Source organism: Jiella pacifica (assembly GCF_010500815.1).
Classification (GTDB): domain Bacteria; phylum Pseudomonadota; class Alphaproteobacteria; order Rhizobiales; family Rhizobiaceae; genus Jiella; species Jiella pacifica.
In genome coordinates this window covers 26,073-51,284 of sequence record NZ_JAAAMG010000023.1, presented here as the reverse complement: position 1 = coordinate 51,284, position 25,212 = coordinate 26,073, and the positions used below count along the sequence as shown (strand labels likewise).

Here is a 25,212-nt window from a genome sequence, read left to right as displayed (position 1 = left end):
GATGAATTCGCCGTCGCTTTCCCGGGCTTACGGTTGCGCAATGGTTACGCCGCCCGGGTCGTCAGTCCTCGATCTGCTCGCGCAGCACGAGCTTGCCCTCGCCGGCGAGGCGAAGCGCTTCCTTGGCGATCTGGCGCCTTGCGCCGTCGATCTCGGACTTCTGGATGTTGGACTCCTGCTTGAGTTCGGCTTCGGCCATGCGCCGGGCTCTCGCACCCAGCGAGGAGAGGACCAGCTCGACGATTTCCTCGCCGGCGCCGCGCAGCGCCTTGACCAGGAGATCGGGGGCGACCGCGTCGAACAGCGTGAGACGGGACCTGAGCGGCAGGGCCGGCAGATCGTCGAAGGCGAAGAGGAGCTTTTCCAACGCCTCGGCGTCCTTCGGACGGGTGGCGCGCAGCGATTCCAGCACCTCTTCGGAGGATTCCTTGTCGAGGCGATTGACGATTTCGGCCAGGAAGGCGTGGCTTCCGCCCTCCTCCGTATCGCCACTCGTTGTGACGAAGTTGCGCCGGATCTGGCCTTCGAGAATGGTCTGCACCGTGTATTGCAACGGCTTCAGGGTCAGGATCCGCCGCATCACGTCGTTGCGCATCGCCGGCGGGAATTCGCGCACCATCGCCGAGGCGATCTCGGGGGGAACCTTGGCGAGGATGATCGCCACCAGCTGGGGATGCTCGGGGAGGAGCTTCTGGGCGAAGGCAGCCGGCTCCGTCGCCGCGATCGCCTCCCAGACGTCGCCGTCGCGGTTCATCTCGACGAGGTCGGCCAGCGCCGGATCGCGACTGTCCGGATCGAAGATCGCGACGTACTCTTCCCGCGACAGCGCGTTCTCGAGGAGCTCGGCCATCTCCTTGGCCGGCCCGGTCAGCGCCGCGCCCTTCTTGAAGTAGCTCTGGAACTCGTCGACCACCTCGTCGATATGCTCCGGCCCGACGGTCGGCAGGCTCGCGGCGCTTTCGCGGACGAGGCGTATCTCTTCGGGCGAAAGATGCTTCAGAAGACGCGCCGCCCCCTCCGATCCGAGCGCGAGCAGCAGGATGGCCGCGCGCGACCTACCGTCATCGGGCAGACCAGGCTCATTGGTATAGGCGGCGATGATCGACATGGCTTATCAGGCCGCGCGAGGCTTGCGAGCTTGCAGCTTGGAGCCGGGCTTCGCGACGTCGGTGAGGGTGATGCCGAAGCGCTGCTCCTCCTTGTCGATCACGACGATCTCGCCGCGGGCGACGATGCGGCCGTTGACGACGACGTCGACTGGATCGCCGACCTTGGTGTCGAGCTTGACGACGGCGCCGCGACCGAGCTTCAGGATGTTGGCGACGGTCATGGTGGAAGAGCCGAGAATGACCTCCATGGTCACCGGAACGTCCATGACCAGATCGAGATCGAGATGATCGGCGGCGGGTTCCTCGATCACGTCGTCATCTTCCTCGTCCTGCGCCCCGGCGCCTAGTTGACTCATCGCAGCGGACGGATCGAAGCCTGCGGGCATCTCGAAACCGCCCATACCGGATTCCGCGTCTTCGGAGTCTTCGAGATCAAGGTCGAGTTCGGAGTCGCTCATTGGGCGGCCTTTCGAGGGTAGAGGGGGATGCGGCAGGCGGTCCGGTCCGGTGGTTTGCCGCTACCGGACTAGCGGGCCAGACTGGCGTGAAGCCTGTCTTGCGCTGCGGCAAAGAAATCCCGGTAAGGGTCGGCGTCAGCTTCGCCGGCATGCGCCGGTTCGCCGCGCGCGACGAGCCCGCGCAATTCGGCGGTGACGCGGCGCGCCTCGACCAGCTGGCGCTCGAGCTCGCGAACGGTGTCGACGCCTTCATGGCGCGCCGCGACGATCGCCTCGGCGGCCCGGTTCAGCGACACCTCGGCATCGATCAGCGCCTCGGCGAGGTTGGTCTGCCGCAGCGCACGCAGTTCCTTGTGCATTCGGCCGCAGCGAAGCGCCGTAACGACCAGTGCGACGACGAGGAGCGCATCAATCAGATAGGATGTCATCGATGAACTCCTGAGCCGGATCGATGCGCTCTTCGACGCGCACCACATAGAAATCGCGGGACCGCCCGACCTTCGCCCGGAACATCGGCCGATCCTCGCATTCGAGCGGAATGAGGCTGGTCAGGCCCACATCCAGTTCGACCGTGGCGCCGACCTTGAAGCGCGCGACCTGCGACAGCGGGATCTTCTTCTTGCACAGCACCGCATCGATCCGGAGATCGCTCTGGGCGAAGCTGGCCTCGATGCCCTTCTTCCAGGCTTCGTCCGAGCCGACCTCGGGCTTTTCGGGCGTACCGCTGAGAAACCGCCGGTGCGGTGAGAGGAAGCTCTTCGGCAGCGCCAGGGAGAACGGCGCGGTCAGCCCCGCAAACTCCATTTCGAAGCGGAAGACGAAATAGCGCTCGGGCTCCTCGCCGAGGAGTTCAGCCAGTTCGGCGGGCGAAACGAAGCTGCCGAGCGAGAGATCGAAACTCGCCATCGGCTGAAAGACCTTCGAGGCGGTCTCCATCACTTTCGAGAAGAACAGCCGGACGAAGTGCTGGTCGAAGGCGCTCGGCGTGCGGGATTCGGCGAGTTCGGCCGACGGCTGGCATCCGAGAAAGGCCGATAGCACCACCTCGACGAGCTTGTGATCGGCGAGAACGAAGCTCGGCTTGGCAAAACGGTTGGACAGGAGGGGGGCGATCAGCGTCGTTGCGAAAGCCTGGTCTTCCGGATCGGGAGCGCCCTCGACGTCGCACTGCTGATAGACGATCTCGAACGCACCCGAGGTCAGCTCCTTGAGCCGAGCGGACATTTCCTCGGTCCAGACGCCGCAGAGATGCTCGAGCCGCGGTAACCGCGCCGGATCGAGTTCGCTCGCGCTCTTGAGGCGAGCCCGGATTTCCGCCGGGTCGGATTGGAAGGCGACCTCGCTCATCGGATCAGGCACCCGAGCCGCCGCCGATGGTCTCGTTCTCGACCTGATCGATGGTCGGACGATCCGCCGCGGAGATGACCTTTCGGCCGTATTCGAGAGCGACCTGCGGCATCGCGCCGTTCATGTAGGCGATGAGGGTCGACTTGACGATGACGAAGACGCGGACCTGCTTCTCGCGCACATATTTGATCTTGGCGGCGATCGGACCGAACACGCCATACGAGAAGAAAATGCCGGCGAAGGTACCGACGAGCGCGGCACCGATCAGGTGGCCGAGCACTTCCGGGGGCTGATCGAGGGCGCCCATGGCCTTGATGACGCCGAGAACCGCGGCGACGATGCCGATCGCCGGAAGACCGTCGGTGACGTCCTGGAGAGCGTGCTTCGCCTTGAGCAGATCGTGGTGAATGGTCTGGATCTCCTCCTCCATCAGCGCCTCGATCTCGTGCGGACGGGCATTCCCGATGATGATCAGCCGGGCATAGTCGCAGATGAAGTTCAGCATCGCGGTGTTTTTGATGATGTTCGGATAGGCCTGGAAGATCGTCGACTCCTTCGGGTCGTCGATATGAGCCTCGACCTCGCTGCGCGACTTCGAGCGCATCTCGCGCATCAGATTGTGCAAAAGGCCCAGGACCTCGAGATATTCACTCTGCTTGGGCACCTTGTTCTTGATGGCTTCGCCCATCGCCTTGCCGGTGTCCTTGATCGTCTTGGCCGAGTTGCCGATGATGAAGGTGCCGAGCGACGTACCCAGAATGATGACGTATTCGAATGGCTGGACGAGCACCGCCAGATGGCCGCCCATCGCGGTGAAGCCACCGAGCATCGCGGCGAGCGCCACGACGAGGCCGATCACAATTCCCATTATCCACCTTCACATACCCGTTGCTGCGAAGACTGGCCTACGGCAGAAGCGCTTGTGCGAGCCTTGACCTTGCCGCCTCGCCGATCCCTGAAATCCAAGGGTCCTGCCTTTCAGTCTGGGACAAGCCTGCGACGGCATTGTCCGGCCGACACTCGCCGAGCCCGACCGTCGGCCCATGCCGCTTCGGCACCCGCACTCCTTATGAAAAGAGGATGATCATGGAGGCATCGCTTCCGGTCGCCCTGTCGGCCCAACTCGCCCTCGAGCGCCGCCTCGACACGCTGGCGCACAACCTCGCCAACGTCAGGACGGCCGGTTTCCGCTCCGAGGAAGTGAAGTTCGACGAGATGATCAAGAAGGGCGACGGCTTCGGCGCCGAGCCGATCAGCCTGGCTTCGGAGGGCGCGAGCTTCCTGTCGACCAGGAACGGCGAACTCACCCAGACCGGCAACCCCCTCGACATGGCCGTCTCCGGCGATGCCTGGTTCGGCTTCCAGGGGCCGAACGGCGTGGTCTACACCCGTGACGGCCGGATGCGGATCAACGAGGCCGGGACGATGGAAACCCTGACCGGCTATCCGCTGGTCGATGCCGGTGGGGCGCAGATCCAGCTCGATCCCAATGGCGGCACCGTCACCATCGCCCGCGACGGCATGATCACCCAGGCCGGCCGCCAGCTCGGCGCCGTCGGCCTGTTCACCATCCCGGCGACGGCGAAGCTCAGCCGCTTCGACACCTCCGGCGTCATCCCCGACCAGGCGGCACAGCCGGCCCTCGACTTCTCCCAGGCGGGCGTGATGCAAGGCTTCGTCGAAGGCTCCAACGTCAATCCGATCCTCGAGATGACCCGGCTGATCGAGCTTCAGCGCGCATTCGAGAGCGCCGCCAACATGATCCAGTCGAACGAGCGCAGCCTCGGCGACGCCATCCAGACGCTCGGAGGTGCCAAATGAGCATGACGCGTGAGGGAACGGCCGACTTCTCAGGCTTGGACATGCCGCGTGTGGCGATTTCCGGCCGCATCGTCGACGTCGGGCCGCAGGCCTTCCGCGTCGCCGGCCTGTCGCCATTCGTGCGCCTCGGCGACTGCATCTCCTGCCCGGGCTCAGCCGGCGAGGAGATCGGCGAGGTGGTGCGGATCGAATCCGACAGCCTGACGGTCAAGCCCTTCGGCATCCGCTCGACCCTCGGCGTCAAGAGCCCGGCCCGGCGCATCGGCCCCTATACCGTGGCGCCGAGCGCCGCGTGGAAGGGCCGCGTCGTCAACGCCTTCGGCCAGCCGGTCGACGGCCACGGGCCGCTGGAGAAGGGCGAACAGGAGCGCATCGCCGATGGCTCCCCTCCCCCGGCCCTGAAGCGTGGCCGGGTCGGCAGCCCGGTGCAGACCGGCATCCGCACGATCGACATCTTCACGCCGCTGGTCAAAGGCCAGCGCATCGGCATCTTCGCCGGCTCCGGCGTCGGCAAGTCGACGCTGATGGGCATGCTGTCGCGGGCGCAAGGCTTCGACACGGCGGTCGTCGCGTTGGTCGGCGAGCGCGGCCGCGAGGTGCGCGAATTCCTCGAAGAGACCATGGCCGGCGGACTGGACAAGCTGGTCACCGTCGTCGCCACCGGCGACGAGAGCCCGATGATGCGCCGCCTCGCCCCGAAGACCGCGACCGCCATCGCAGAGTACTTCCGCGACAAGGGCGAGAACGTCCTCCTGATCATCGACAGCGTGACGCGCCTCGCCCATGCCGCCCGCGACGTCGCGCTCGCCGCCGGCGAGCCGCCGGTGGCACGCGGCTATCCGCCGAGCGTCTTTTCCGAACTGCCGCAGCTTCTCGAGCGGGCCGGTCCTGGCCTCGAAGGATCCGGCACGATCACCGGCGTCTTCTCGGTGCTGGTCGACGGCGACGATCACAACGACCCGATCGCCGACGCCATCCGCGGCACGCTCGACGGCCACATCGTGCTCGACCGGGCGATCGCCGAACAGGGCCGCTTCCCGGCCGTGGACGTGCTCAAGTCGATCTCCCGCCTCGCCGACCGCGCCTGGAACCCGCAGGAGCGCGAACTGGTGACGCGGCTGCGAGCGATGATCTCGCGATTCGAGGACACCCGCGATCTTCGCCTCCTCGGCGGCTACCAACGCGGCTCGGACGCCACCCTCGACCAGGCCGTCGACCTCGTGCCGCACATCTACGATTATCTCGTCCAGCACCCGGGCAATCCGGTCACCGACAAGCCGTTCAAGGACCTGTCGAAGAAGCTGAAGGAAGCGTTCGCACCGCCGGCGGGAGCCTGATCGCCGACGGCCGCGACGACGCGGCGGGGACTGCCCGACGCGCCGCTCAGGGCGACGGGATGATCCGGTCGGCGACCAGCTGCTCGAACAGCTCGAAGAAGCAGTCATCGGTCGCCCGGTAGGCCGAAAAGCCCACCTTGCGCGCCTTCGACATGTCGGTGACAACCTCGATCGGCCGGCCGAGATCGGCATCGGTATGCCAGGGAGAGGCGAGCTTCTCGATCTGCGGCACCGCCAGTCCCTCCCGTTCGGCGATCGTCCGCCAGATCGCGGCATCGTCCCGCATCTGGGCTTCGAGAGGGCGGACGGTGGCGTCGAATTCCTCCGCCTCGATGCCGAACCAGGCGGCGATGCGGGGCCACATCCAGCTCCAGCGAAACACGTCGCCATTGACGATGTTGAAGTCCTGGTTCCGGGCTGCCGGCGTCTCGGCGGCCCAGACGAGTTGTGCGGCGAGCTGGCGGGCATCCGTCATGTCGGTCAGACCGTTCCACTGGACGGCCGATCCGGGGAAACGGAAGGGGCGTCCGGTCTCCCGGCAGATGCTGGCATAGACCGCCAGCGTCGTGCCCATGTTCATTGCGTTGCCGACGGCCTTGCCGATCACCGTGTGAGGCCGGTGGACGCTCCATCCGAAGCCGTGCCGCTCGGCCGCGGCAAAGACCTCGTCCTCCTGGGCGTAATAGAAGTTCGGCACGTCGAGCCGGCCCTGATCCTCGCGGAAGGGCGTCTTCGGCAAGTTGCCCTTGGCATAGGCCTCGAACGGGCCGAGATAGTGCTTCAGGCCGGTCACCAGAGCGACGTGCCGCAGCGATTCCTTCGGGCCGAGCGCGTCGAGGAGATGGCGCACCATCGCCGCGTTGACGCGGATGTTCTCGGCTTCGGTCGGCTGCCGGAGCCAGGTCGTGAGGAACAGCACCTCGGGTCGAACGTCCTTCAGCGCCGCCCCGAGCGAAGCGGGATTGAGCAGATCGGCGGCCACCGGCAGGTATCCGGCATCGTCGGACGGATTGCGGGCGAGACCGTAGACCGTCCAGCCGTCCGCGATGAGGCGATCCGCCGTAGCGCTTCCCTGGATACCGGTGACGCCTGCAATGAGTGCCGTCTTGGCCATGTCGTCTCTCCAATCTCGTTCGAGACGAAGCTATGCACGAGACCATGGACCGGCTAGACGGCACCAAAACGGGACATAGCCACCAAAGGGTAACCAGCATGGAGCAAGGCAGCGACGAAGCCGAATGGCGGGAGGATTGCGCGCCGCGCCGGATCCTGGAGATCTTCGCGACGAAATGGACCAGCATGGTCCTTCACACGCTGCATGCCCGGCACGGCGGAAAAGCGCGGACCGGAGTCCTCTTGCGCAGCCTGCCCGGCATTTCCAAGAAGATGCTCACCCAAACCTTGCGTGACATGGAGGCGAGCGGGCTGATCACCCGCCACGTCGCCGGGACCGTTCCGCCTGCGGTCGAGTATCGGCTGACCGATCTCGGCCAGCGCTTCGTCGAACCGGTCGAACTGCTCTACGCCTGGGGTCGGTCGAACGCCGACGCCCTCGACAGCCTCAAGGCCCGCCCGACGTCGCGCAGGGCCGACCGGGACACCTGACGCTGTCAATACAGCCAGCGCACCAGAAACAGCGTGATGATCGGGAAGGTCGCCAGGATCACGGTTCTGACGATGTCCGACGCCACGAAGGGCGCCGCGCCGAGGAAGGTGCGGATCATCGGCGTGTCCTTGGCCATCGAATTGATGACGAAGAGATTGAGCCCGACCGGCGGGGTGATCAGCCCCACCTCGACGACGATCAGGATCAGGATCCCGAACCAGATGGCGAACTCGTCCGGCGACAGGCCGAAGTCGAGGCCGGAGACGATCGGGAAGAAGATCGGCACGGTGAGGAGGATCATCGACAGCGAATCCATCACGCAGCCGAAGGCGAGATAGGTGAGAAGGATCACCGTCAGCACCATCCAGGGCGAGAATCCCTGCTCGACGACCCAGCCCGCCGCCTCCTGCGGCAGCTGGCTGAGGGCGAGGAAGGAGTTGTAGACCCCGGCCCCGAGGATGATCAGGAAGATCATGCCTGTCGCGACCGCCGTCTCCCGGACGCTCTCGCCGAGCGCCCCGCCCTTCAGCCCGCCGTTCAGAAGCGCGATCAGGCCGGTGCCGGCGGCCCCGATGGCGGCGCCCTCGGTCGGCGTGAACCAGCCGAAATAGATGCCGAAGACGACGAGGAAGAAGACCAGAAGCACCGGCCAGACCTCGAAGGTCAGCCGCAGCCGCTCGGCCAGAGGCGCCTTGTCGCGCAGGCCGCTGGAGTCAGGCTTCACCCGCACGTAGATGGCGATCGTCAGCATGTAGCCGAGCATGGCGAGGACGCCGGGAACGACGGCGGCGAGGAACAGCTTGGCGATGTTCTGCTCGGTCAGGATCGCGTAGATGACGAGGATCACCGAGGGCGGGATCAGGATGCCCAGCGTACCGCCGGCAGCGAGGGCGCCGGTGGCAAGGCCGCCGTCATAGCCGAAGCGCTTCAGTTCCGGCAGCGCCACCTTGCCCATGGTCGCGGCGGTGGCGATCGACGAGCCGCAGATCGCCCCGAAGCCGGCGCAGGCGCCGATCGCCGCCATGGCCACGCCACCCTTGCGATGGCCGAGCCAGCCGTTGGCGGCCCGAAACAGCGCCTGGCTCATGCCGCCCTTGGCGGCGAACTGGCCCATCAGCAGGAACAATGGGATGATCGACAGCGAATAGCTCGAAAACGTCGTGACGGGCAGCGTCTTCAGCTGCGCCAGGATCGGCGTGAAGCGGCCGAGCACCAGCCAGTTGCCGAAGAAGCCGCAGATCAGCATCGCCAGCCCGATCGGCATGCGCGCGAAGATCAGGACGAGCAGGACCGGGAATGACAGAAGGGCGATTTCGAGATTGGACATGAGTGACTAGAGACGCCGGTTCAACCGTTATGCTTTGAGGCCGGAGCCTTGGCGGAGGCGACTTCGAAGAAGGAGCGCAGCAGCGTGTAGGCGCTGACGAAGGCGAAGGCGACGGCCCCGACCAGCGACAGGGCATAGCCCCACCACAGCGGCAGAGCGAGAATGAAGGTGGTCTCGCCGCTCCGCAGCTTGTCCTGAAAGCCGAGTTCCAGCCGCCAGAGGATGATGACGGCGGCGGCCGTCATCAGGAGATTGCCCAGGAGATCCGTCACCGCGACGCCGCGCGCCCCCATCAGCCCGGAAAAGATGTCGACGGTCACGTGACCGCGCTTCAACTGGCAGAATGGCAGGAAGAAGAACACGGCGACGCCCGAGGCGATCTCGATCATCTCGACGTCGCCCGGCACGGGACCGCAGCACAGATCGACGGTGAGAAGCGCGCGTCCGACGATCGAGACGCATGTCAGAACGACGATGAACAGCAGGAACAGTCCGCCGACGAAGGCGAGCGCCGAAGCTGCGACGTCGACGAGGCGGCCGATCATCCCCTCCTCCTTGACGATATCCCCAGTCTCGCTCACCCGGTCCCCCTCTTCACGCCCCGCACTCCCGCTCCGATGCGCCCGCGCCTTGCCGAACCCGCGTCCGGACAGGCAGATGACGCTCTGGCGACATCCAGCCAGCCGGGGGGCGGGACCCGACCAAGCCGACCCCGCCCCGCGTTCATCCGAGCGATGCGCCTATTTGTTCTCGGTCTCGGCCGGCATGGCGCTCGTCATGCCGTCGGCGTCCTCGGCCTTGCCGGAGTTCTCTGCGTCCCCGGCGTTTCCGGCGTTCTGCTCGGTGTATTTGGCGATCAGCGCCTTGGCGTCGTCGAGTAGCGCCTGGCGACCTTCGCCCTGGGCGACCCATTCCTCGATAACGCTGTCGCTGGCGTCCTTGAAACGCTGGGTCTCGGCCTCGTCGAGGGTGACGATGTCGTTGCCGGCGTCCTCCGCCTTCTTCTCGCCGACAGCGTCCTGCTTGGCCATCGCCTCGCCGGCCATCCGCGCGAGCTTCATGCCGGAATTGTCGTCGATCACCTTCTTCAGGTCGTCCGGCAGGCTCTCATAGACGTCCTTGTTCATGGCGATGGCGAAGGTCTGGGTGTAGAGCCCGTTGTCGCCGGCAAAGCCGGTGTGATTCGTGACGAGCTCGGAAATGCGCAGCGGCAGGGTCACCTCCCAGGGGATGGTCGTGCCGTCGATCACGCCCTTCGAAAGGGCCTCCGACACCGCCGGGACCGGCAGGCCCACCGGCGTCGCGCCGAGCTTGGTCAGGAGTTCGTTGATCACCCGCGAGCCGCCGCGGATCTTCATGCCCTGCAGATCCTCGAGCTTGGTGATCGGATCCTTAGTGTGGAAGAGGCCGGGCCCGTGGGCGTGGACGGCCAGCAGATGGACGTCGGAAAACTCGTCCATGGCGTTCTTCTCGACGAATTCCTGAAGCGCTTCGGAGGTCGAGACCGCATCGGTCATGATGAAGGGCAGTTCGAACGTCTCGGTCTTCGGGAAGCGACCCGGCGTGTAGCCGAGCACGGTCCAGATGACGTCGACGACGCCGTCGCGGGCCTGGTCGAACAGTTCGGGCGGCGTGCCGCCGAGCTGCATCGACGGATAATGCTGGATGGCGATCCGCCCACCGGACTGCTCCGCGACCGCTTCGCCCCACGGCACCAGCACGTCGTGCGGGATCGTCGCCTGGGGCGGCAGCATCTGATGGATGCGCAGCGTCACGTCCTGCGCCGCCGCATAGCCGGTCGCCGCGGCGACGATGGCGCCAGCGAGCGCTGCCCTGAATGTCGTCTTGAACATGGTTCCTCCCGTTTGGCTGCCGCGCGCCGCGCCTCCTCCGGCGCGAATGCGGTGTTGCCGGCAAGGGTGAGCGAAACGCCGTCGCAAAGCAACGACCTCGCGGCGGGGTTGCCCCTGTACGGCGGCCAGACATCAATGATATGAACAAAGAAGTCGGTAAAATGACTTTGCTGGCAGTTTTCATAACCTCCAGGTCATCAGTCTGGAGAATAATTGGGAGGATCGTGTGGTGTCCTCATCATGGCTGGCGTGGTCTTGGGACCTGCCTGCACCAGTTCCGGAGCCACACGGCCGTCTCGAGCCGGACGTCAGGTAGGAGACAGAGATGACGACACCCCCGTTCAAGGCCGACCACGTCGGCAGCTTCCTTCGCCCCGAGCGCCTGCAGAAGGCCCGGGCCGCCTTTGCCGACGGCAAGCTTCCGGCCGAGGAACTGCGCGCCATCGAGGACGACTGCATCAGCCAGGTGGTCAAGCGCCAGGAGGACGTCGGCCTCGAAGGCATCACCGACGGCGAATTCCGGCGGACCTATTTCCACGTCGACTTCCTGGAGAAGCTCGACGGCGTCGACGTGACCTACGGCGAGTTCAAGACGCATTTCCGCAAGGACAACGGCGAGGAGGTCGGCTTCGCGCCGCCGACCATGCACGTCAACGACAAGATCGCGCATTCTCAGGCGATCCAGGGGGCCGACTTCGACTTCCTGAAATCGGTCGTCACCCGGACGCCGAAGGTCTCGATCCCGGCTCCCTCGATGCTGCATTTCCGCGGCGGGCGGGACGCCATCTCGTCGAGCATCTATCCCGATCTCGAAGGCTTCTACGACGACCTGACCGCCGCCTACAGGGAAGAGATCAAGGATCTCGCCGATCGCGGCTGCCGCTACCTGCAGATGGACGACACCAACCTTGCCTATCTCTGCGATCCGGAGATCCGCGAGCGCACCGCCAAGCGCGGCGACGATCCGGACGATCTGACCCGCCTCTACTGCCGGCTCGTCAACGACGCGATCAAGGACCGCCCGTCCGACATGGTGATCTCGGTCCATCTGTGCCGCGGCAACTTCAAGAGCGCCTGGGTCGCATCCGGCGGCTACGAGCCGGTCGCCGAGATCCTGTTCAACGAGATGGCCATCGACGGCTTCTTCCTCGAATATGACGACGAGCGCTCGGGCGACTTCGCGCCGTTGCGCCACATGCCGAAGGGCAAGACCGTCGTCCTCGGCCTGATGTCGTCGAAGTCGGGCGAGGTCGAGCCGGCCGATCTCGTCAAGAAGCGCATCGACGAGGCGGCGCAATTCGTCGATCTCGACCAGTGCGCCCTCTCCCACCAGTGCGGCTTCTCATCCACCGCCCACGGCAACGACCTCACCGAGGACGACCAGTGGCGCAAGCTGGAGCGCTGCGTCGAGGTGGCGAGGTCCGTCTGGGGCTGAGGCTCCGGGGCGGCTGAAGCTCCGACGCATACACAAATCGAGCGCCGCGCCGAAAGCGCGGCGTTCGCTCGACGCTGACGCTCTACCGGGCGTCTGGCGTTGTCTCCGCCCACAGGTGCCGCCTGGCGACCTTATCCAGTCGGCGGGCCGTACTGGTGCGTTTCCCGCCGCGCGCGCCGTGAGAAGGCCTGCCAGGAAAACGGGATCGAAACGTAATAGACGACGATCGTCAGGGTCAGCGTTTCCCAGAAATAGCTCACCAGCATCGCTACGTAGAGCACCAGCAGCATGATGATCGGGATCGCATAGCTGCGCGGAACCCGGATACCCGCGCCCTTGCCGGACCAAGTCGGAATGCGGCTCGCCATCAGGAGGCCGACGAAGACGAGGTAGACCGAGGCGAAGCCCGCCGTGACCTGCGGCAGGTTCAGATTGAGGCCGGCAAAACTGACATACATCGGCAGCATGGCCAAAGCCGCCCCCGCCGGCGCCGGGACGCCGACGAAGAAGGCCGAATGCCATTTCGGCCGGTGCGGGTCGTCGAGCATGGTGTTGAACCGGGCGAGCCGCAGGGCGCAACCGGTCGTAAAAAGCAGCGCGGCGGTCCAGCCGAAGGCGCCCGCCTCGTTGAGCAGGAAGGCGTAGAGGACGAGACCCGGCGCGAGGCCGAAATTGACGATGTCGGCAAGCGAGTCCATCTCCGCGCCGAAGCGGCTCTGGCCCTTGAGAAGCCGCGCCACCCGTCCGTCGATGCCGTCGAGGACGGCCGCCCCGAGAACCATCAGCACCGCCAGCTCGAACCGCCCCTCAAAGGCGAGACGGACGCCGGTCATCCCCGCGCAGATCGCGAGGATGGTGATCAGGTTCGGCACGATCCGGCGAAACGGGATGCGCCGGCTCGTGCGCTCCTCGTCATCCGGATGACCGGGATCGAAAGGGGGAAACAGCTTGTCGAGCGGCATCAATCGCGCCTCGCGGGCCAGGACTTCAGCATCTCGCCATATTCGGCGATGACGGTCTCGCCGGCGATCGCCGTCTGTCCCTCGGCCACCCGCGCCTTGACGCTGCCGGGCATGTAGACGTCGAGGCGCGAGCCGAAGCGGATGAGACCGAAACGCTCGCCGGCCTCGAGCCGGTCCTCGATCTCGGACCAGCAGATGATCCGCCGGGCGATCAGACCGGCGATCTGGACGACGCCGATTTCGCCCTGAGACGTCTCGATCACCAGAGAGCTGCGTTCGTTGACCGCGCTCGCCTTGTCGAGTTCGGCATTCTTGAACTCGCCCTCGCGATAGAGCTTGCGCATGATGCGGCCGCGCATCGGCGCCCGGTTCACGTGGCAGTCGAAGACGGTCATGAAGACCGAGACGCGCAACATCGGCTCCGTGCCGAGGCCGAGCTCGGCCGGCGGGGCGACCAGGCCGACGAAGGAGACGCGACCGTCCGCCGGACTGACGACGAGGTGATCGGCGACCGGCGTCACCCGCTCGGGATCGCGGAAGAAATAGGCGCACCAGGCCGTCAGGATCATTCCCAGCCAGAACAGCGGCTGCCAGAAGAAACCGAGGACGACGGACACGCCGAAGAAGGCGGCGATGAAGGGATAGCCGGCCCGGTGGATGGGAGTCAGAACGTTGCGGATCGAGGTGAGGATATGCACGTTTGTCGTCTTCTTCCTGTTCTTTTCGCCCGGTTGCGCCCCGCGGATTTAGCCCATGCGGCCTTTCCGCGATACCTCTTGCGGTCATCATCGCCGCCGGCCCGGATCACGATCGGGTCACGGCAGGCGGGCCACGAGATGTCGGCCACGACGCAGAACCAACGTTGCGTCAGGCCGGCCGTTCCGTTCCCGCGTTGGCGCACACTCGGCTGCGTGCCCTGCAGCCATCAGACCGGCGGCGTCCGCCGCCGCTCGATGACGCCGAATTCGTCGCTCTCGCGCGCCCGGCGCAGCGCTTCCTCGGCCTCGGTCGCCTCGCGCTGCATCGCCCACATTTCCGCGTAAAGACCGCTCATCGCAAGGAGCTCGCGGTGGGAACCGCGCTCGACGATCTCGCCGGCCTTGAGGACGAGGATCTCGTCGCAATTGATGATCGTCGACAGGCGATGGGCGATGGTCAGCGTCGTGCGGTTCTTCGAGACGAGATCGAGCGCCGACTGGATCTCCTGCTCGGTATGGGTGTCGAGGGCGGAGGTCGCCTCGTCGAGGACGAGGATCGGCGGGGCCTTGAGGATCGTCCGGGCGATGGCGACGCGCTGCTTCTCCCCGCCCGAGAGTTTGAGGCCGCGCTCGCCGACCATCGCGCCGAAGCCGCCCGGCAGCTGCTCGATGAAGCCGGCGATCTGGGCGAGTTCGGCGGCGCGCACCACCTCCTCCTCGCCGGCATCGGTGCGGCCGTAGCGGATGTTGTAGGCGATGGTGTCGTTGAAGAGGACGGTGTCCTGCGGCACGATGCCGATCGCCGCGCGCACGCTTTCCTGCGTCACCGCGGAGATGTCCTGGCCGTCGATGGTGATCCGGCCGCCCTTCACGTCGTAGAAGCGGAAGAGGAGGCGGGAGATCGTCGACTTGCCCGCCCCCGACGGGCCGACGATCGCCACCGACTTGCCCGGCGGCACCTCGAAGGAGACCCCCTTGAGGATCTCGCGGGCGGGATCGTAGCCGAAGCGGACGTTCTCGAAGCGGATCGCTCCGTCGCTGACGACGAGCGGCTTGGCGCCCGGCTTGTCTACCACCTCGGCGTTGATGCCGAGCAGCGCGAACATCTCCTCGATGTCGGTGAGGCCCTGGCGGATTTCGCGATAGACGAAGCCGATGAAGTTGAGCGGGATCGACAGCTGCATCAGCATGGCGTTGACGAAGACGAAGTCGCCGAGGGTCTGAGTGCCGTCGCGCACCGCCAGGGCGGACATCACCATCACCGCCGCCATGCCGACGCCGAAGATCACACCCTGGCCGAAGTTCAGCCAGCCGAGCGAGGTCCAGATGCGGGTTGCGGCCACCTCGTATCTCGCCATGGAGCGATCGAAGCGCTCTGCCTCCATCGTCTCGTTGCCGAAATACTTGACCGTCTCGAAGTTCAGCAGCGAATCGATCGCCTTGGTGTTGGCGTCGGTGTCGCTCTCGTTCATGTCGCGGCGGATGTTGATCCGCCAGTCGCTGGCCTTGATGGTGAACCAGCCATAGAGCCAGATCGTCACGGCGATGACCGCAACGTAGCTGAGCCCATACGAAAAGCCGAAGATGATCGCGACGAGGGCGAATTCGAGGATCGTCGGGATGGTGTTGAGGATGGTGAAGCGGACGATCGCCTCGATGCCCTTGGTGCCACGCTCGATGATCCGCGACAGCCCGCCGGTGCGTCGCTCCAGATGAAAGCGCAGCGACAGGCGGTGCATGTGGACGAAGGTGCGATAGGCGAGCCGGCGCACCGCATGCTGGCCGACGCGGGCGAACAGCGCGTCGCGCAGCTGGTTCAGCCCGACCGAGATGACCCGGGCGACGTTGTAGGAAATGACGAGGGTGATCGCGCCGGCGAGGAAGATCGGCAGCCAGCCGGGCGTCGCACCTGCTGAGGCCGCCGCATTGCTGGCACCGCCGCTCGAACCGTCGAGAGCATCCGTCGCCCATTTGTAGAAATACGGAACGCCGACGGTCAGAAGCTTGGCGAGAACGAGGAAGAAGGAGGCCCAGACCACCCGCATCTTCAGGTCCGGCCGGTCGCTCGGCCACATGTAGGGCCAGAGATTCCTCAGCGTCGAAAACGTCTTGTCGCCGGAAACGCGCGGGGTGCTGCTGTCGGACAAGCTGATCCTTCACGGGCCGCAGGCCGGCCGCGTCCTGAAATGGGCATCGCAGTTTGGACCCGATCTAATCCTTGTCCGCGGAAAGATCGACCACCCGCCGCGGAATTTACGCTGGATCGACGGGCATCAGTCCTGCGCCGAAGCGATCAATGGCCGCGCGAGAAAGGGAACAGACGGGGCGGCCGATCAGTGGCGGCTGAAGGCGAGGTTCAGGCCGAGCGCAACGAGGATCGTGCCGCCCAGGCGCTGCACCAGATGGCTGGCCGAGCGCGATCGTCGCATGAAGGTCGCCACCCGGTCCGCGAGCAGTACGCATAGGAGGTCGGCGCAGGAGAGAGCCGAATTGACGATGCTCGGCCGCGGATCGCGGCTTTCGAGGTCGAGCCCCGGCGTTGCGCCGAAAACCGCCATGTGTCCGGAGAGCGGACGCGTCAGCGTCGCGGCCCGGCGATTTGACTATTCGACTGCGCGCGAAGAGGCATTTTCGCCGGCCGCCTCGCTGCGTTGCTCTTCCGGCATGCGGAAGACCTGCCCTGGATAGATGAGATTCGGATCGCGGATCTGATCGCCATTGGCAAGATAGATCACCGTGTAGCGATGCCCGGCGCCATAGCTGTCCCGCGAGATGCGCCACAGCGTGTCCCCCTTGCGGATGATCACCCTGCTGGACTTGGCCGCGGCGAGCGCCGGCTGGCGAAGAAGCGGAACACGCCCGGACTTGTCGGCCGATGCGACATCGCCCTGGCGATCTTCTTCCGCCAAAGGCGTGACGGAGCCCGCGGCGTCGGGACCTGGTGCCGATGTATCGGCCTCCGCCGTCGCCTCGCCACCCGATGCGGAAGCGGTCGCGCCGCCGGCATTGGCGGGTTCGCCAGCACCTTCGCCGTCACTGCTCGCCGTCCTGTCGGACAGCTCCCCTTGCGTATCCTCGGCTTGCTCGGTGGTACCGGCTTCCTCGCGGCCATCGGCATCCCGGCGCTGGGCGACGACACGTCCTCCGCGTGTCGTCTCGCCGTCCGCTTCAGCGAGCCCGTCGGTCACGCCGCCCGCGGCACCCGGCGCGAGAGCACCAAGCGGATCGAGAGACGGCGCGCCATCCGTGGCGATACGCGAGCCGGAATTGGCATTGGCATTGGCATTGGCAGGCGACGGAGTAACGCTCTGCGCGCCGGAGGCGGCGGCTTCGTCATTGCTCTCGCCAGCGGCGGCAGCGGCGGCGCGATCGAAGGTCGGTGCATCCGCCGTTGCTCCAGGGCCCGAAGAGGCGGCCGGCTCGGGCGCGCTGGACCCGCCGGATAGCCGGGCAGCAAGCTGGGTGTCCTCGTCCTGTCGCTGGCCGTCACTGGCCGGCGGCGCGCCGGGCGCCGTCGTGGGATCGTCATCCGTTGCGGTGGAAGCCGGTTGCGGCTCGCCGCCGGACGTTGCTTCCCCGCGCGGCGACTGGCGCTCCGCAATCTCGGGCTCTGCCACCTCGGTCGACGCCGGGCCGATCGGCTCCTCCCGGCCTTGCGGGGCAGCCTCCGCCTGCTCGACGGGTGCTGCAGCCGCGGTCGACGTAGTCTGCGGTTCCGAAGCCGCCTGCGGCACGTCCGCGGCAGCCAGCTCCGGCATCCGGTCGGGACCAGCTTCGTTCTCGGCGACGGCAGCTAGGGAATTGCCTTCCGGCCGGAAGAACGGCACCTCGACGCGGGCGGTGACGTCGCTCGCCCCGGACAATTGATCGACCCGGATGAGGTGATCGCCGACCGAAAGCTGCTGATCGCTCGAAACGACGAAGCGGCCATTGCGATCGGCCGTTCCAGCCGCAAAGGGTTGGTTGTCGACATAGACGCGGAAGCGCGTGCCGGGCTCGGCCGAGCCTGCGATGAAGATCTTGCCGTCGTCGATCTCTACGGCCTCGACCCGCAGCGGCGCCTCGGCCGCCGCAGGGCCGGTCGTTTCGGCAAGGGCCGAAGCGGACGGGGCAACCGACGCCTGCCGTTGCCCGGCAGGACTTTCCGTTCCGGCCGCCTCGCCGGCAGACCCGCTTGAATCGGCGACGACGCTCTCGCCGTCGGCAGGCGGTGTAGCGGCCTCTCCCTGCGATGACGTGAGGCCCGCGACATCACTGCCGTTCGCCCCCGCGCCGTCCGCCGGCTCGGCGGCGGCATCGACAGGTGCTTCCAGTCGGGCAACCGAGGCGGCATCGACGCCCGTCGCCGAACCGCCGGGCGCGCCGTCTTTCGAAGCTGCGGACGCACGCTCGTCGACCGGTTCCCCGGCCTGCGTGCCGGTGGCGGGAGCGCGAGCGGCGGGCGTGTCGATCAGGCGGGAGGGCGCACCGGGCTCTTCGATCATCGCGAGGAGATCCTCAGCCCTGCCGTCCTGCGGTACGGAGACCACCGCCGTCTCGCGGGACGTCCTGGCGCTGCCGCTTTCGTCTTCGGAATGGATCTGGATCGAGTGATCGCCGGGTTGAAGCGGCCGGTCGAGAACGATGACGAAATCGCCGTCCCGACCCGCCTTGTCGCTGCCGAGGGTCTCGTCGCCGTCGCGCAAGGTCACGGTGCTGTTCGGCGCCGAGCGGCCGGCGACCAGCGTCGAGCCGTCCGGTTCGACGCGCAGAATGTCGAAGCGCGGCTCGTCGGCGTCCGCCACCCTCGGCCCACCTGCCCCAACCGCTTCGGACGGCGCACCGGCGGCGGCCGGCGCCGCGTCTTCGCTTGCCTCGGCTGCCACAACCGCGCCATCGCCAGCGGACCGACCGCCCTCATGACCCGCCTCCGCCACATCCCCATCGTGCCCTGCCGACGCTGATGCGGTGTCCGTCGTCTCCTGCAGCGCCCCAGGCGCCATCGCGGTGCTTTCCCCCGGCCGGGACGCCGAAGCCCCCGACGCCTCTGCCGGCTGCTCGAGCCCCGCGGCTGCCTGCCGCCTGTTCGTCTCGGTCATGGAGGTCCCGGCCGTTTCCGGCGCCCCGTCGCTCGCGGCGCCCGGCTGGCCTGGCTGGGCCTCGCCGCCTGCAACCCTGTCGCTTGCGGCCTCGTTACCGGCAGTAGCGCCGGCTTTGGCAGGGTCTGCATCCGGCTCCGTGGAAGGCTGCGTCCCCGCATTCGCTGCGGCAAGTCCATCGCCGCCAGAAGGCACGGAAGTCGCCGCCTGCGATCGGCCGCCCGATGGCATGACCGTGCCCTCGCCCCCCGAGCGGCGGTCGCTCTTTCCCGCAGCGAGGCGGTCGGCACCCGGCGAATCAGGAGCGGCCACCGCGTCCGAGGGCGTGTTGGCGCCGTTCACGCCGCCAGAACCTCCCGCCTGCGGCGATGCGGCCTCCGACGTCTCGGCTTCGTCCTCCGCCGCGATGCCGGACGGAGTGGCCGCTTCACGACCGGTGACGCGAGACGCAATCTCCTTACCGGCGTCTTCGTCCTCCCTCGCAGCGTCTTCGCCGCGATCGATCGCCGCCCGCCCCTCGGCTGGAGCCTCGCCTTGCGAGCCGGCGGCGGCCGTCTCCGAAGGTTCGCTCGCTGCCGAAAATCCCGTCGGATCGATCGTGCCCTCCCGCACGGGCGGGCTGACCTCGCCGCGATCGGCGATCCGCAATTTCTCCGATTCCAGCATGTCCCAGTAGCCGGCGATGATCGCGACCAGGAGGACGAGACAAAAGAGAAGGATGCCAAGGGCTCTGCGCTGCATGTGACCGCTCGATCGGGCGGCAGGACTCGTGCCGCGGACTTTTCCCAAAAGGTGCCTTGACGTTTATCGAACCACTGCAACGCTCACAAGCATTTGCGTCGCCAGCACCGCCCTCGCGCACCGATCGCCGTCCCCCGGGCGTGCCGACCGCGGCCAGATGTGGCGGCCTCGTTCGTGCCCCACGGCTCGACCTCCGCCCGGCTGATCGCCAACTCGGGAATTGACTTTTCCCGCCACGTCTTCCAATAAGCGGCTTAGCGAGCGGGCGGCGTTCCGCGCGACGGGTGTTTGCGCTCGGATGGCCGCACCGGTTTCCCGGATTGAACACGACTGAAGGGCCCGCGTTCTAAGCCCACGCGGGATTTGACGATGAAGCGTACCTACCAGCCTTCGCGGCTCGTCCGCAAACGCCGCCACGGCTTCCGCGCCCGCATGGCGACGAAGGGTGGCCGCAAGGTCATCACCGCACGTCGCGCTCGCGGCCGCAAGCGGCTGTCGGCCTGAGGCCGAGCGACCGAGCGGTTGTCGCGATCCCCTTCTGTCCGGCCTTCGCCGCGCGAGCATCTCGGGCTGCAGGCAAGGGCCGAAGAGGGACGGATCACGGGCGGCCGATCGGGTCGGCTGGGGCTCGGCAACTCGACATTTGACTCGGCGCAAGACGCATGAGGGCCGCAAATGTCGAATCGTCTCCGCTCGGATCGCCAATAGTGGCCGCCGAGAGGCTCAAGAAGCGCGCGGAGTTCCTCGCCGCGCGGCGAGGGCGTCGGTTGAACGGCCCGTTTTTCTTCGTCGAGGCGTTGAAGCGCAGCGACGACGGGCCTCCGCGCTATGGCTTGACGGCAACGCGGAAGATCGGCAACGCCGTCGAGCGCAATCGCATCCGCCGACGACTTCGTGAGGCGATCCGCATCTCAGCCGAGGCTGACATGGTGTCAGGCATCGACTATGTGATCGTTGCGCGCCGCGAGGTTCTCACGGCTCCGTTCGAGGTCCTGTCCGACGAATTGCGACGTCGCTTTTCCCGGATGGCCGGGCCGACTGAAAAGACGACTCCAAGCGGCAATGCCGGCACCGAGCGCCGATCGAGGTCTTAAGTGATGGAAAACAATCGCAACTTCCTGATCGCCATGGCGCTTTCCATCGCCGTCCTGGTCGGCTGGCAGTATTTCGTCGTCAGCCCGCGGATGGATGCCCAGCGCCAGCAGGCGGAGACGACGCAGGGCCAGCAGGGCTCGCTGCAGACGCCGCAGACGCCCGCCGGCACGGACCAGGCCCAGACCGCCGCGCCCTCGGGCCGCGAGAGCGTCATCACCAGCCCGCAGCTGCCCCTTTCGCAGGACCGCGAGGCGGTGCTTTCGAGTGGCTCGCGCATCCCGATCGACACCCCGCAGCTCACCGGCTCGATCAACCTCGCCGGGGCGCGCATCGACGATCTCAGGCTGAAAGATTATCACGAGACCGTCGACGATTCTTCGCCGACGATCGTTCTGCTGTCCCCCGAGCAACTGCCGAACGCCTATTTCGTGGAAACCGGGATGATCGTCCCGGGCAAGGGCCCCATCGTCGGCGCCACCACGGAGTGGCAGGCCGAGCCGGGTGCGCGGCTCACCCCCTCCTCGCCGGTGACGCTGACCGCCACCGCAGACGGCCTGACGGTCAATCGCACCATCTCGGTTGACGAGAACTTCATGTTCACGATCGAGGATCGGGTCGACAACGCCGGCGCCACGCCTGTCACCGTCAAGCCTTACGGGCGGGTCGTCCGCTACTCCAAGCCCGAGGTCGCGTCGGCCTACGTCCTGTTCGAGGGTCTTCTCGGGGTGTTTGGCGAGGAAGGGCTGAAAGAGGTCAAATATTCCTCGATCGAGGACGACAAGAAGGAGGGGCAGCCCTCCTCCATCGGTGGCTGGCTGGGCATCACCGACAAATACTGGGCGACCACGCTGATCCCCGAGGGGTCGCGGCGCTTCGACAGCCAGTTCCTCTATCTCGCCGGAGAGCGGCCGCACTACCAGACCGAATTCGTCTCCGACCCGATCGACGTCGCGGCCGGCCAGAGCGCGACGGCAACGACGCGCACCTTCGCCGGCGCCAAGGTCGTCGACATCATCGACGGCTACGAGGAGACGCTGAACATTCGGCAGTTCGGCCAGCTGATCGACTGGGGCTGGTTCTATTTCATCACCCGGCCGATGTTCCACGCGCTCGACTACATCTACAAGCTGGTCGGCAATTTCGGCGTGGCGATCCTCGTCGTCACGGTGGTCCTGAAGCTGTTCTTCTTCCCGCTGGCGAACAAGTCCTACAAGTCGATGGCGCGGATGAAGACCGTCCAGCCGAAGATCATGGAGATGCGCGAGCGCTTCAAGGACGACAAGCAGAAGCAGCAGCAGGAGATGATGCGCCTCTACAAGGAGGAGAAGATCAATCCGGCCGCGGGCTGCTGGCCGATCCTCATCCAGATCCCGGTGTTCTTCGCGCTCTACAAGGTGCTCTACGTCACCATCGAGATGCGCCATGCGCCGTTCTTCGGCTGGATCCAGGATCTGGCGGCGCCGGATCCGACTTCGATCTTCAACCTCTTCGGCGTCATTCCGATTACCCTGCCGCATCTCCTGATGGTCGGCGTCTGGCCGATCCTGATGGGCATCACGATGTTCATCCAGATGCGACTCAACCCGACCCCGCCCGATCCGACCCAGCAGATGATCTTCACCTGGATGCCGGTGATCTTCACCTTCATGCTGGCGGCCTTCCCGGCAGGGCTGGTCATCTACTGGACCTGGAACAACTTCCTGTCGATCATCCAGCAGAGCGTCATCATGAAGCGCAACGGCGCCAAGATCGAGCTGTTCGACAATCTGCGGGGAGCCTTCAAGCGACGAGAAAAGCCCTCGGAGAGCTGATCAAGCGGGGCGAAACGGCCGCGCATGAAACTCGGGGCCGGCCCTGCGCCGGCCCCGCTTTCGCGAAAGGAGCCGGGCATGCATGGGCCATCCCCCGAGACGCTGTATCCGCTTCCCGGTTTTCCACGCGCGGTCTTCCTGAAGAACGTCGTCACCCGGCCGAACATCGTCGTCGGCGACTACAGCTACTATGACGATCCGGACGGCGCCGAGCGCTTCGAAGAGCGCAACGTCCTTCATCATTTCGATTTCTACGGCGACCGCCTGATCATTGGACGGTTCGTGGCGATTGCCGCCGGCACCCGCTTCGTGATGAACGGCGCCAACCACGCGATGGGCGGCTTTTCCACCTATCCGTTCAACATCTTCCAAAATGGCTGGGAGGCAGGATTCGACGTCTCGTCCTGGACGGGCCAGAGCCGCGGCGACACGGTCGTCGGAAACGACGTCTGGCTCGGCATGGAGAGCCTCGTCATGCCGGGCGTGACCATCGGCGACGGCGCGATCGTCGGGGCCCGGTCGACGGTCGTTTCGGACGTTCCGCCCTATGCCATCGTCGGCGGCAACCCGGCGCGAGTGGTGAAAAGCCGCTTCGACGAAACGACCATCGCCCGCCTCCTCACCGTTGGCTGGTGGGATTGGCCGGCAGACAAGATTACCCGCAATCTCGACGCCATTCGCGGCGCCGACATCGAGACACTGGAAGCGGCACGATGAGCATGGGCGAGACCGCAGACGATCGATCGGGCGAGGCCGACCGGCGTTTCTTCGCAAAACCCTGGGTGTTCGTGCGCGGCGTCCCGGCACTGAAGTTCCTGCCGCCGGAGGGCCCGCCCGAGATCGCCTTCGCGGGGCGCTCCAACGTCGGCAAGTCGTCGCTGATCAACGCCCTGCTCGGCCAGAAGGGCCTTGCCCGCACCTCGAACACGCCGGGCCGGACGCAGGAGTTGAACTTCTTCGTGCCGGATGGCTACGGTGCCGTCGAGGCCGGCCTTCCGCCGATCGTACTGGTCGACATGCCGGGCTATGGCTATGCCAAGGCCCCTAAAGATCACGTCGACGCCTGGACGGCGCTGGTCTTCGACTATCTGCGCGGCCGCACCAGCCTCAAGCGGGTGTTCCTGCTGATCGACGCGCGCCATGGAATCAAGCCGAACGACGAGGAGGTGATGACCCTGCTCGACAAGGCAGCGATGTCCTACCAGATCGTTCTCACCAAGACCGACAAGATCAAGCCGCCGGCGGTCGACAGGCTCGTCGCCGAGACACTGGAGCGGACGAAAAAGCGGCCGGCCGCCTTTCCGAGCCTGATCGCCACCTCTTCGGAAAAGGGCGGCGGCATCGACGATCTGAGGACAGTGATCCTGTCGCTGGCGGAATAGCTCGGCAGGCGAACGCGAGAGCCCGGCCGCCGTTGGCGGACCGGGCTCTTTTCATGGCAATCGTGATCGAGCGTCCTCAGGCGGCGGCGTATGCCCCCGCACTCGGCCAGGCGCATTGCGCCGACAGATTCGCATAGAACAGATCGGCGAGACGCTTCCTCTCGGCCTCGACCAGCGGGCCGTCGATCGCGACCTCCCGGCAACGGCCGTGCAGGCCGGCGGGGACGAGGTCGGGATTGGCAAGAGCGTCGTCGAGGTCATGGTCGAACCAGCCGCGCGAGCCCATGTCGAAGAAGCTCTCGGCCGGCAGTCCGTCGGCGAGCAGGACGTCGTGCTGATCGAGCTCGACGTGCCAGTAGGTGATACGGCTCATGGTCGTACGCTCGATGGTCGTGCCATTGATCAGATTCATGATCGGGACCAGCACTTCCTCTCCGCCCTGCTTCACCAGCACCGGATGGCCCGGCGACAGGAAGACGTCGCGCTCGGGGACGCCGTCGCCGAAGGCATTGGTCCGCACCCTTACCGGCGCCATGTGCGCGTAGTCGCCGGTGCATGCGATCGTCCGCCGGCCAATCCAGACGACCGTCCGGCCGGTACCCGAAGATGTCACCACCTCGTCTCCGATCGCGAGGTCGTCGATGGCGATGGCGCCGCGCCGAAGCTGAATGCGTGTCCCGCTGGTGAAACACAAAGCAAATGACGCCGACACCGGCGTAATCGTATCACCGACCTCGTAAATCTGAGATCCGAACGAGAACAAATAGTAGAAATACGTATTAGTCTTGCCGATGAAACCGAGGTCGCCGTCAGGTTTCGAGATGTAGACCAACTGATGCGTTATAGGGCCGGATTCCGCAACGAACCCATCTTGGGCGATATCTCCGAGTATGGAAAGATCGTCTTCTACGGAACTAAATTGGTCGGAAATCGTGTAGCGGTAGTAGGTCCCCTCATTGGTGAGTTGCAGCGGGCGAGTGATCGTGAAACCGGAATCCGTCTGCGTCAGTCCAAACGCGTACAATCCTGCAATACTCGTCATTCAAGATTGCTCCATCGAGAGCTGTCGGCCCAGGCCGGCTGAACGTCATGTGCCGATATGTCCTCCGGCGCCCTGAGACTGGGTGAGGAAACGCTCGGCAATCCTTCGCG

General features: G+C 66.1%; 24 protein-coding genes. 9 read left to right on the top strand and 15 right to left on the bottom strand.

Features of this window, described 5'->3' with window-relative positions; translation table 11 throughout:
- Positions 1-61 precede the first annotated feature (61 nt).
- The 5 genes from GTK09_RS21785 to motA form a co-directional block, all read right to left on the bottom strand.
- Complete coding sequence (locus tag GTK09_RS21785; protein ID WP_163465510.1) at positions 62-1,108, bottom strand: FliG C-terminal domain-containing protein; 1,047 nt, start codon at positions 1,106-1,108, stop codon at positions 62-64.
- 6 nt (positions 1,109-1,114) lie between these two features.
- On the bottom strand, positions 1,115-1,567 hold the full coding sequence (gene fliN, locus GTK09_RS21780) for a flagellar motor switch protein FliN (protein ID WP_246218057.1): 453 nt from the start codon (positions 1,565-1,567) through the stop codon (positions 1,115-1,117).
- Positions 1,568-1,635: 68 nt separating this feature from the next.
- On the bottom strand, positions 1,636-1,995 hold the full coding sequence (locus tag GTK09_RS21775) for a hypothetical protein (protein WP_163465509.1): 360 nt from the start codon (positions 1,993-1,995) through the stop codon (positions 1,636-1,638).
- Entirely contained in the window at positions 1,976-2,914 is a 939-nt protein-coding gene (locus tag GTK09_RS21770; protein WP_163465508.1) for a FliM/FliN family flagellar motor switch protein, read from the bottom strand. The genes GTK09_RS21775 and GTK09_RS21770 overlap by 20 nt, the downstream gene beginning before the upstream one ends.
- Positions 2,915-2,918: 4 nt before the next feature.
- Complete coding sequence (motA, locus tag GTK09_RS21765) at positions 2,919-3,782, bottom strand: flagellar motor stator protein MotA (RefSeq protein WP_163465507.1); 864 nt, start codon at positions 3,780-3,782, stop codon at positions 2,919-2,921.
- A gap of 218 nt (positions 3,783-4,000) precedes the next feature.
- Here motA and flgF point away from each other — a divergent pair, with 218 nt between their 5' ends.
- Entirely contained in the window at positions 4,001-4,735 is a 735-nt protein-coding gene (gene flgF, locus GTK09_RS21760; protein WP_163465506.1) for a flagellar basal-body rod protein FlgF, read from the top strand.
- Positions 4,732-6,072 carry a flagellar protein export ATPase FliI gene (gene fliI, locus GTK09_RS21755; protein WP_163465505.1) on the top strand — a complete coding sequence of 447 codons (1,341 nt, stop codon included), beginning with the start codon at positions 4,732-4,734 and terminating at the stop codon, positions 6,070-6,072. Before flgF ends, fliI begins: the two co-directional genes overlap by 4 nt.
- Positions 6,073-6,118: 46 nt before the next feature.
- On the opposite strand, the gene GTK09_RS21750 is transcribed toward fliI, so the two are convergent.
- Complete coding sequence (locus tag GTK09_RS21750; protein ID WP_163465504.1) at positions 6,119-7,186, bottom strand: SDR family oxidoreductase; 1,068 nt, start codon at positions 7,184-7,186, stop codon at positions 6,119-6,121.
- 98 nt (positions 7,187-7,284) lie between these two features.
- Here GTK09_RS21750 and GTK09_RS21745 point away from each other — a divergent pair, with 98 nt between their 5' ends.
- Positions 7,285-7,677, top strand: coding sequence for a winged helix-turn-helix transcriptional regulator (locus GTK09_RS21745; protein WP_163465503.1), 393 nt, complete (start codon positions 7,285-7,287; stop codon positions 7,675-7,677).
- Between the two features lie 5 nt (positions 7,678-7,682).
- Here GTK09_RS21745 and GTK09_RS21740 read toward each other — a convergent pair whose 3' ends face one another.
- The 3 genes from GTK09_RS21740 to GTK09_RS21730 form a co-directional block, all read right to left on the bottom strand.
- The gene (locus tag GTK09_RS21740) at positions 7,683-9,005 is read right to left on the bottom strand and encodes a TRAP transporter large permease (RefSeq protein WP_163465502.1); all 1,323 of its coding nucleotides are present in this window, start codon (positions 9,003-9,005) and stop codon (positions 7,683-7,685) included.
- A 20-nt stretch (positions 9,006-9,025) separates the two neighbouring features.
- Positions 9,026-9,586 (bottom strand): TRAP transporter small permease, encoded by a 561-nt coding sequence (locus GTK09_RS21735; RefSeq protein ID WP_163465501.1) that lies wholly within the window; start codon positions 9,584-9,586, stop codon positions 9,026-9,028.
- 159 nt (positions 9,587-9,745) lie between these two features.
- On the bottom strand, positions 9,746-10,858 hold the full coding sequence (locus tag GTK09_RS21730) for a TRAP transporter substrate-binding protein (protein WP_163465500.1): 1,113 nt from the start codon (positions 10,856-10,858) through the stop codon (positions 9,746-9,748).
- 325 nt (positions 10,859-11,183) lie between these two features.
- On the opposite strand from GTK09_RS21730, the gene GTK09_RS21725 reads away from it, so the two are divergent.
- Positions 11,184-12,293 carry a 5-methyltetrahydropteroyltriglutamate--homocysteine S-methyltransferase gene (locus GTK09_RS21725; RefSeq protein WP_163465499.1) on the top strand — a complete coding sequence of 370 codons (1,110 nt, stop codon included), beginning with the start codon at positions 11,184-11,186 and terminating at the stop codon, positions 12,291-12,293.
- Positions 12,294-12,424: 131 nt separating this feature from the next.
- Here GTK09_RS21725 and GTK09_RS21720 read toward each other — a convergent pair whose 3' ends face one another.
- From GTK09_RS21720 to GTK09_RS21700, 5 genes are all read right to left on the bottom strand, one after another.
- A complete protein-coding gene (locus GTK09_RS21720) occupies positions 12,425-13,255 on the bottom strand; it encodes a CDP-alcohol phosphatidyltransferase family protein (RefSeq protein ID WP_163465498.1) in 831 nt (276 codons plus the stop codon).
- Positions 13,255-14,001, bottom strand: coding sequence for a phosphatidylserine decarboxylase (locus GTK09_RS21715; RefSeq protein WP_312869940.1), 747 nt, complete (start codon positions 13,999-14,001; stop codon positions 13,255-13,257). The genes GTK09_RS21720 and GTK09_RS21715 overlap by 1 nt, the downstream gene beginning before the upstream one ends.
- 179 nt (positions 14,002-14,180) lie before the next feature.
- Positions 14,181-16,028, bottom strand: coding sequence for an ABCB family ABC transporter ATP-binding protein/permease (locus tag GTK09_RS21710; protein WP_163465555.1), 1,848 nt, complete (start codon positions 16,026-16,028; stop codon positions 14,181-14,183).
- Positions 16,029-16,286: 258 nt separating this feature from the next.
- Complete coding sequence (locus GTK09_RS21705) at positions 16,287-16,511, bottom strand: hypothetical protein (protein ID WP_163465496.1); 225 nt, start codon at positions 16,509-16,511, stop codon at positions 16,287-16,289.
- A gap of 45 nt (positions 16,512-16,556) precedes the next feature.
- The gene (locus GTK09_RS21700) at positions 16,557-19,772 is read right to left on the bottom strand and encodes a LysM peptidoglycan-binding domain-containing protein (protein WP_163465495.1); all 3,216 of its coding nucleotides are present in this window, start codon (positions 19,770-19,772) and stop codon (positions 16,557-16,559) included.
- Between the two features lie 369 nt (positions 19,773-20,141).
- Here GTK09_RS21700 and rpmH point away from each other — a divergent pair, with 369 nt between their 5' ends.
- The 5 genes from rpmH (at position 20,142) to yihA (ending at position 24,060) form a co-directional block, all read left to right on the top strand.
- Positions 20,142-20,276, top strand: a complete 135-nt coding sequence (gene rpmH, locus GTK09_RS21695; RefSeq protein WP_163465494.1) for a 50S ribosomal protein L34 — start codon at positions 20,142-20,144, stop codon at positions 20,274-20,276.
- A 203-nt stretch (positions 20,277-20,479) separates the two neighbouring features.
- Complete coding sequence (gene rnpA / locus GTK09_RS21690; protein WP_376768040.1) at positions 20,480-20,866, top strand: ribonuclease P protein component; 387 nt, start codon at positions 20,480-20,482, stop codon at positions 20,864-20,866.
- Between the two features lie 3 nt (positions 20,867-20,869).
- A complete protein-coding gene (gene yidC / locus GTK09_RS21685; protein ID WP_163465492.1) occupies positions 20,870-22,678 on the top strand; it encodes a membrane protein insertase YidC in 1,809 nt (602 codons plus the stop codon).
- A 78-nt stretch (positions 22,679-22,756) separates the two neighbouring features.
- Positions 22,757-23,395: a CatB-related O-acetyltransferase gene (locus tag GTK09_RS21680; RefSeq protein WP_163465491.1), complete on the top strand. Its 639-nt coding sequence runs from the start codon at positions 22,757-22,759 to the stop codon at positions 23,393-23,395.
- Positions 23,392-24,060 carry a ribosome biogenesis GTP-binding protein YihA/YsxC gene (yihA, locus tag GTK09_RS21675; RefSeq protein WP_376768039.1) on the top strand — a complete coding sequence of 223 codons (669 nt, stop codon included), beginning with the start codon at positions 23,392-23,394 and terminating at the stop codon, positions 24,058-24,060. The genes GTK09_RS21680 and yihA overlap by 4 nt, the downstream gene beginning before the upstream one ends.
- Positions 24,061-24,136: 76 nt before the next feature.
- Here the strand turns inward: yihA and GTK09_RS21670 are convergent, their stop codons facing one another.
- Entirely contained in the window at positions 24,137-25,102 is a 966-nt protein-coding gene (locus GTK09_RS21670) for a Hint domain-containing protein (protein WP_163465490.1), read from the bottom strand.
- Between the last annotated feature and the right edge of the window lie 110 nt (positions 25,103-25,212).

Excerpts from the sequence above, each read along its gene's own strand:
- GTK09_RS21725 (WP_163465499.1), top strand. The coding sequence starts at position 11,184 with ATGACGACACCCCCGTTCAAGGCCGACCACGTCGGCAGCTTCCTTCGC.
- GTK09_RS21750 (WP_163465504.1), bottom strand. The coding sequence starts at position 7,186 with ATGGCCAAGACGGCACTCATTGCAGGCGTCACCGGTATCCAGGGAAGC.
- yihA (WP_376768039.1), top strand. The coding sequence starts at position 23,392 with ATGAGCATGGGCGAGACCGCAGACGATCGATCGGGCGAGGCCGACCGG.
- GTK09_RS21700 (WP_163465495.1), bottom strand. The coding sequence starts at position 19,772 with ATGCAGCGCAGAGCCCTTGGCATCCTTCTCTTTTGTCTCGTCCTCCTG.
- GTK09_RS21730 (WP_163465500.1), bottom strand. The coding sequence starts at position 10,858 with ATGTTCAAGACGACATTCAGGGCAGCGCTCGCTGGCGCCATCGTCGCC.
- motA (WP_163465507.1), bottom strand. The coding sequence starts at position 3,782 with ATGGGAATTGTGATCGGCCTCGTCGTGGCGCTCGCCGCGATGCTCGGT.
- GTK09_RS21745 (WP_163465503.1), top strand. The coding sequence starts at position 7,285 with ATGGAGCAAGGCAGCGACGAAGCCGAATGGCGGGAGGATTGCGCGCCG.
- GTK09_RS21770 (WP_163465508.1), bottom strand. The coding sequence starts at position 2,914 with ATGAGCGAGGTCGCCTTCCAATCCGACCCGGCGGAAATCCGGGCTCGC.
- fliN (WP_246218057.1), bottom strand. The coding sequence starts at position 1,567 with ATGAGCGACTCCGAACTCGACCTTGATCTCGAAGACTCCGAAGACGCG.
- fliI (WP_163465505.1), top strand. The coding sequence starts at position 4,732 with ATGAGCATGACGCGTGAGGGAACGGCCGACTTCTCAGGCTTGGACATG.
- GTK09_RS21705 (WP_163465496.1), bottom strand. The coding sequence starts at position 16,511 with ATGGCGGTTTTCGGCGCAACGCCGGGGCTCGACCTCGAAAGCCGCGAT.
- yidC (WP_163465492.1), top strand. The coding sequence starts at position 20,870 with ATGGAAAACAATCGCAACTTCCTGATCGCCATGGCGCTTTCCATCGCC.
- rpmH (WP_163465494.1), top strand. The coding sequence starts at position 20,142 with ATGAAGCGTACCTACCAGCCTTCGCGGCTCGTCCGCAAACGCCGCCAC.
- flgF (WP_163465506.1), top strand. The coding sequence starts at position 4,001 with ATGGAGGCATCGCTTCCGGTCGCCCTGTCGGCCCAACTCGCCCTCGAG.
- GTK09_RS21680 (WP_163465491.1), top strand. The coding sequence starts at position 22,757 with ATGCATGGGCCATCCCCCGAGACGCTGTATCCGCTTCCCGGTTTTCCA.
- GTK09_RS21785 (WP_163465510.1), bottom strand. The coding sequence starts at position 1,108 with ATGTCGATCATCGCCGCCTATACCAATGAGCCTGGTCTGCCCGATGAC.
- GTK09_RS21720 (WP_163465498.1), bottom strand. The coding sequence starts at position 13,255 with ATGCCGCTCGACAAGCTGTTTCCCCCTTTCGATCCCGGTCATCCGGAT.
- GTK09_RS21740 (WP_163465502.1), bottom strand. The coding sequence starts at position 9,005 with ATGTCCAATCTCGAAATCGCCCTTCTGTCATTCCCGGTCCTGCTCGTC.
- GTK09_RS21670 (WP_163465490.1), bottom strand. The coding sequence starts at position 25,102 with ATGACGAGTATTGCAGGATTGTACGCGTTTGGACTGACGCAGACGGAT.
- GTK09_RS21775 (WP_163465509.1), bottom strand. The coding sequence starts at position 1,995 with ATGACATCCTATCTGATTGATGCGCTCCTCGTCGTCGCACTGGTCGTT.
- GTK09_RS21710 (WP_163465555.1), bottom strand. The coding sequence starts at position 16,028 with ATGTGGCCGAGCGACCGGCCGGACCTGAAGATGCGGGTGGTCTGGGCC.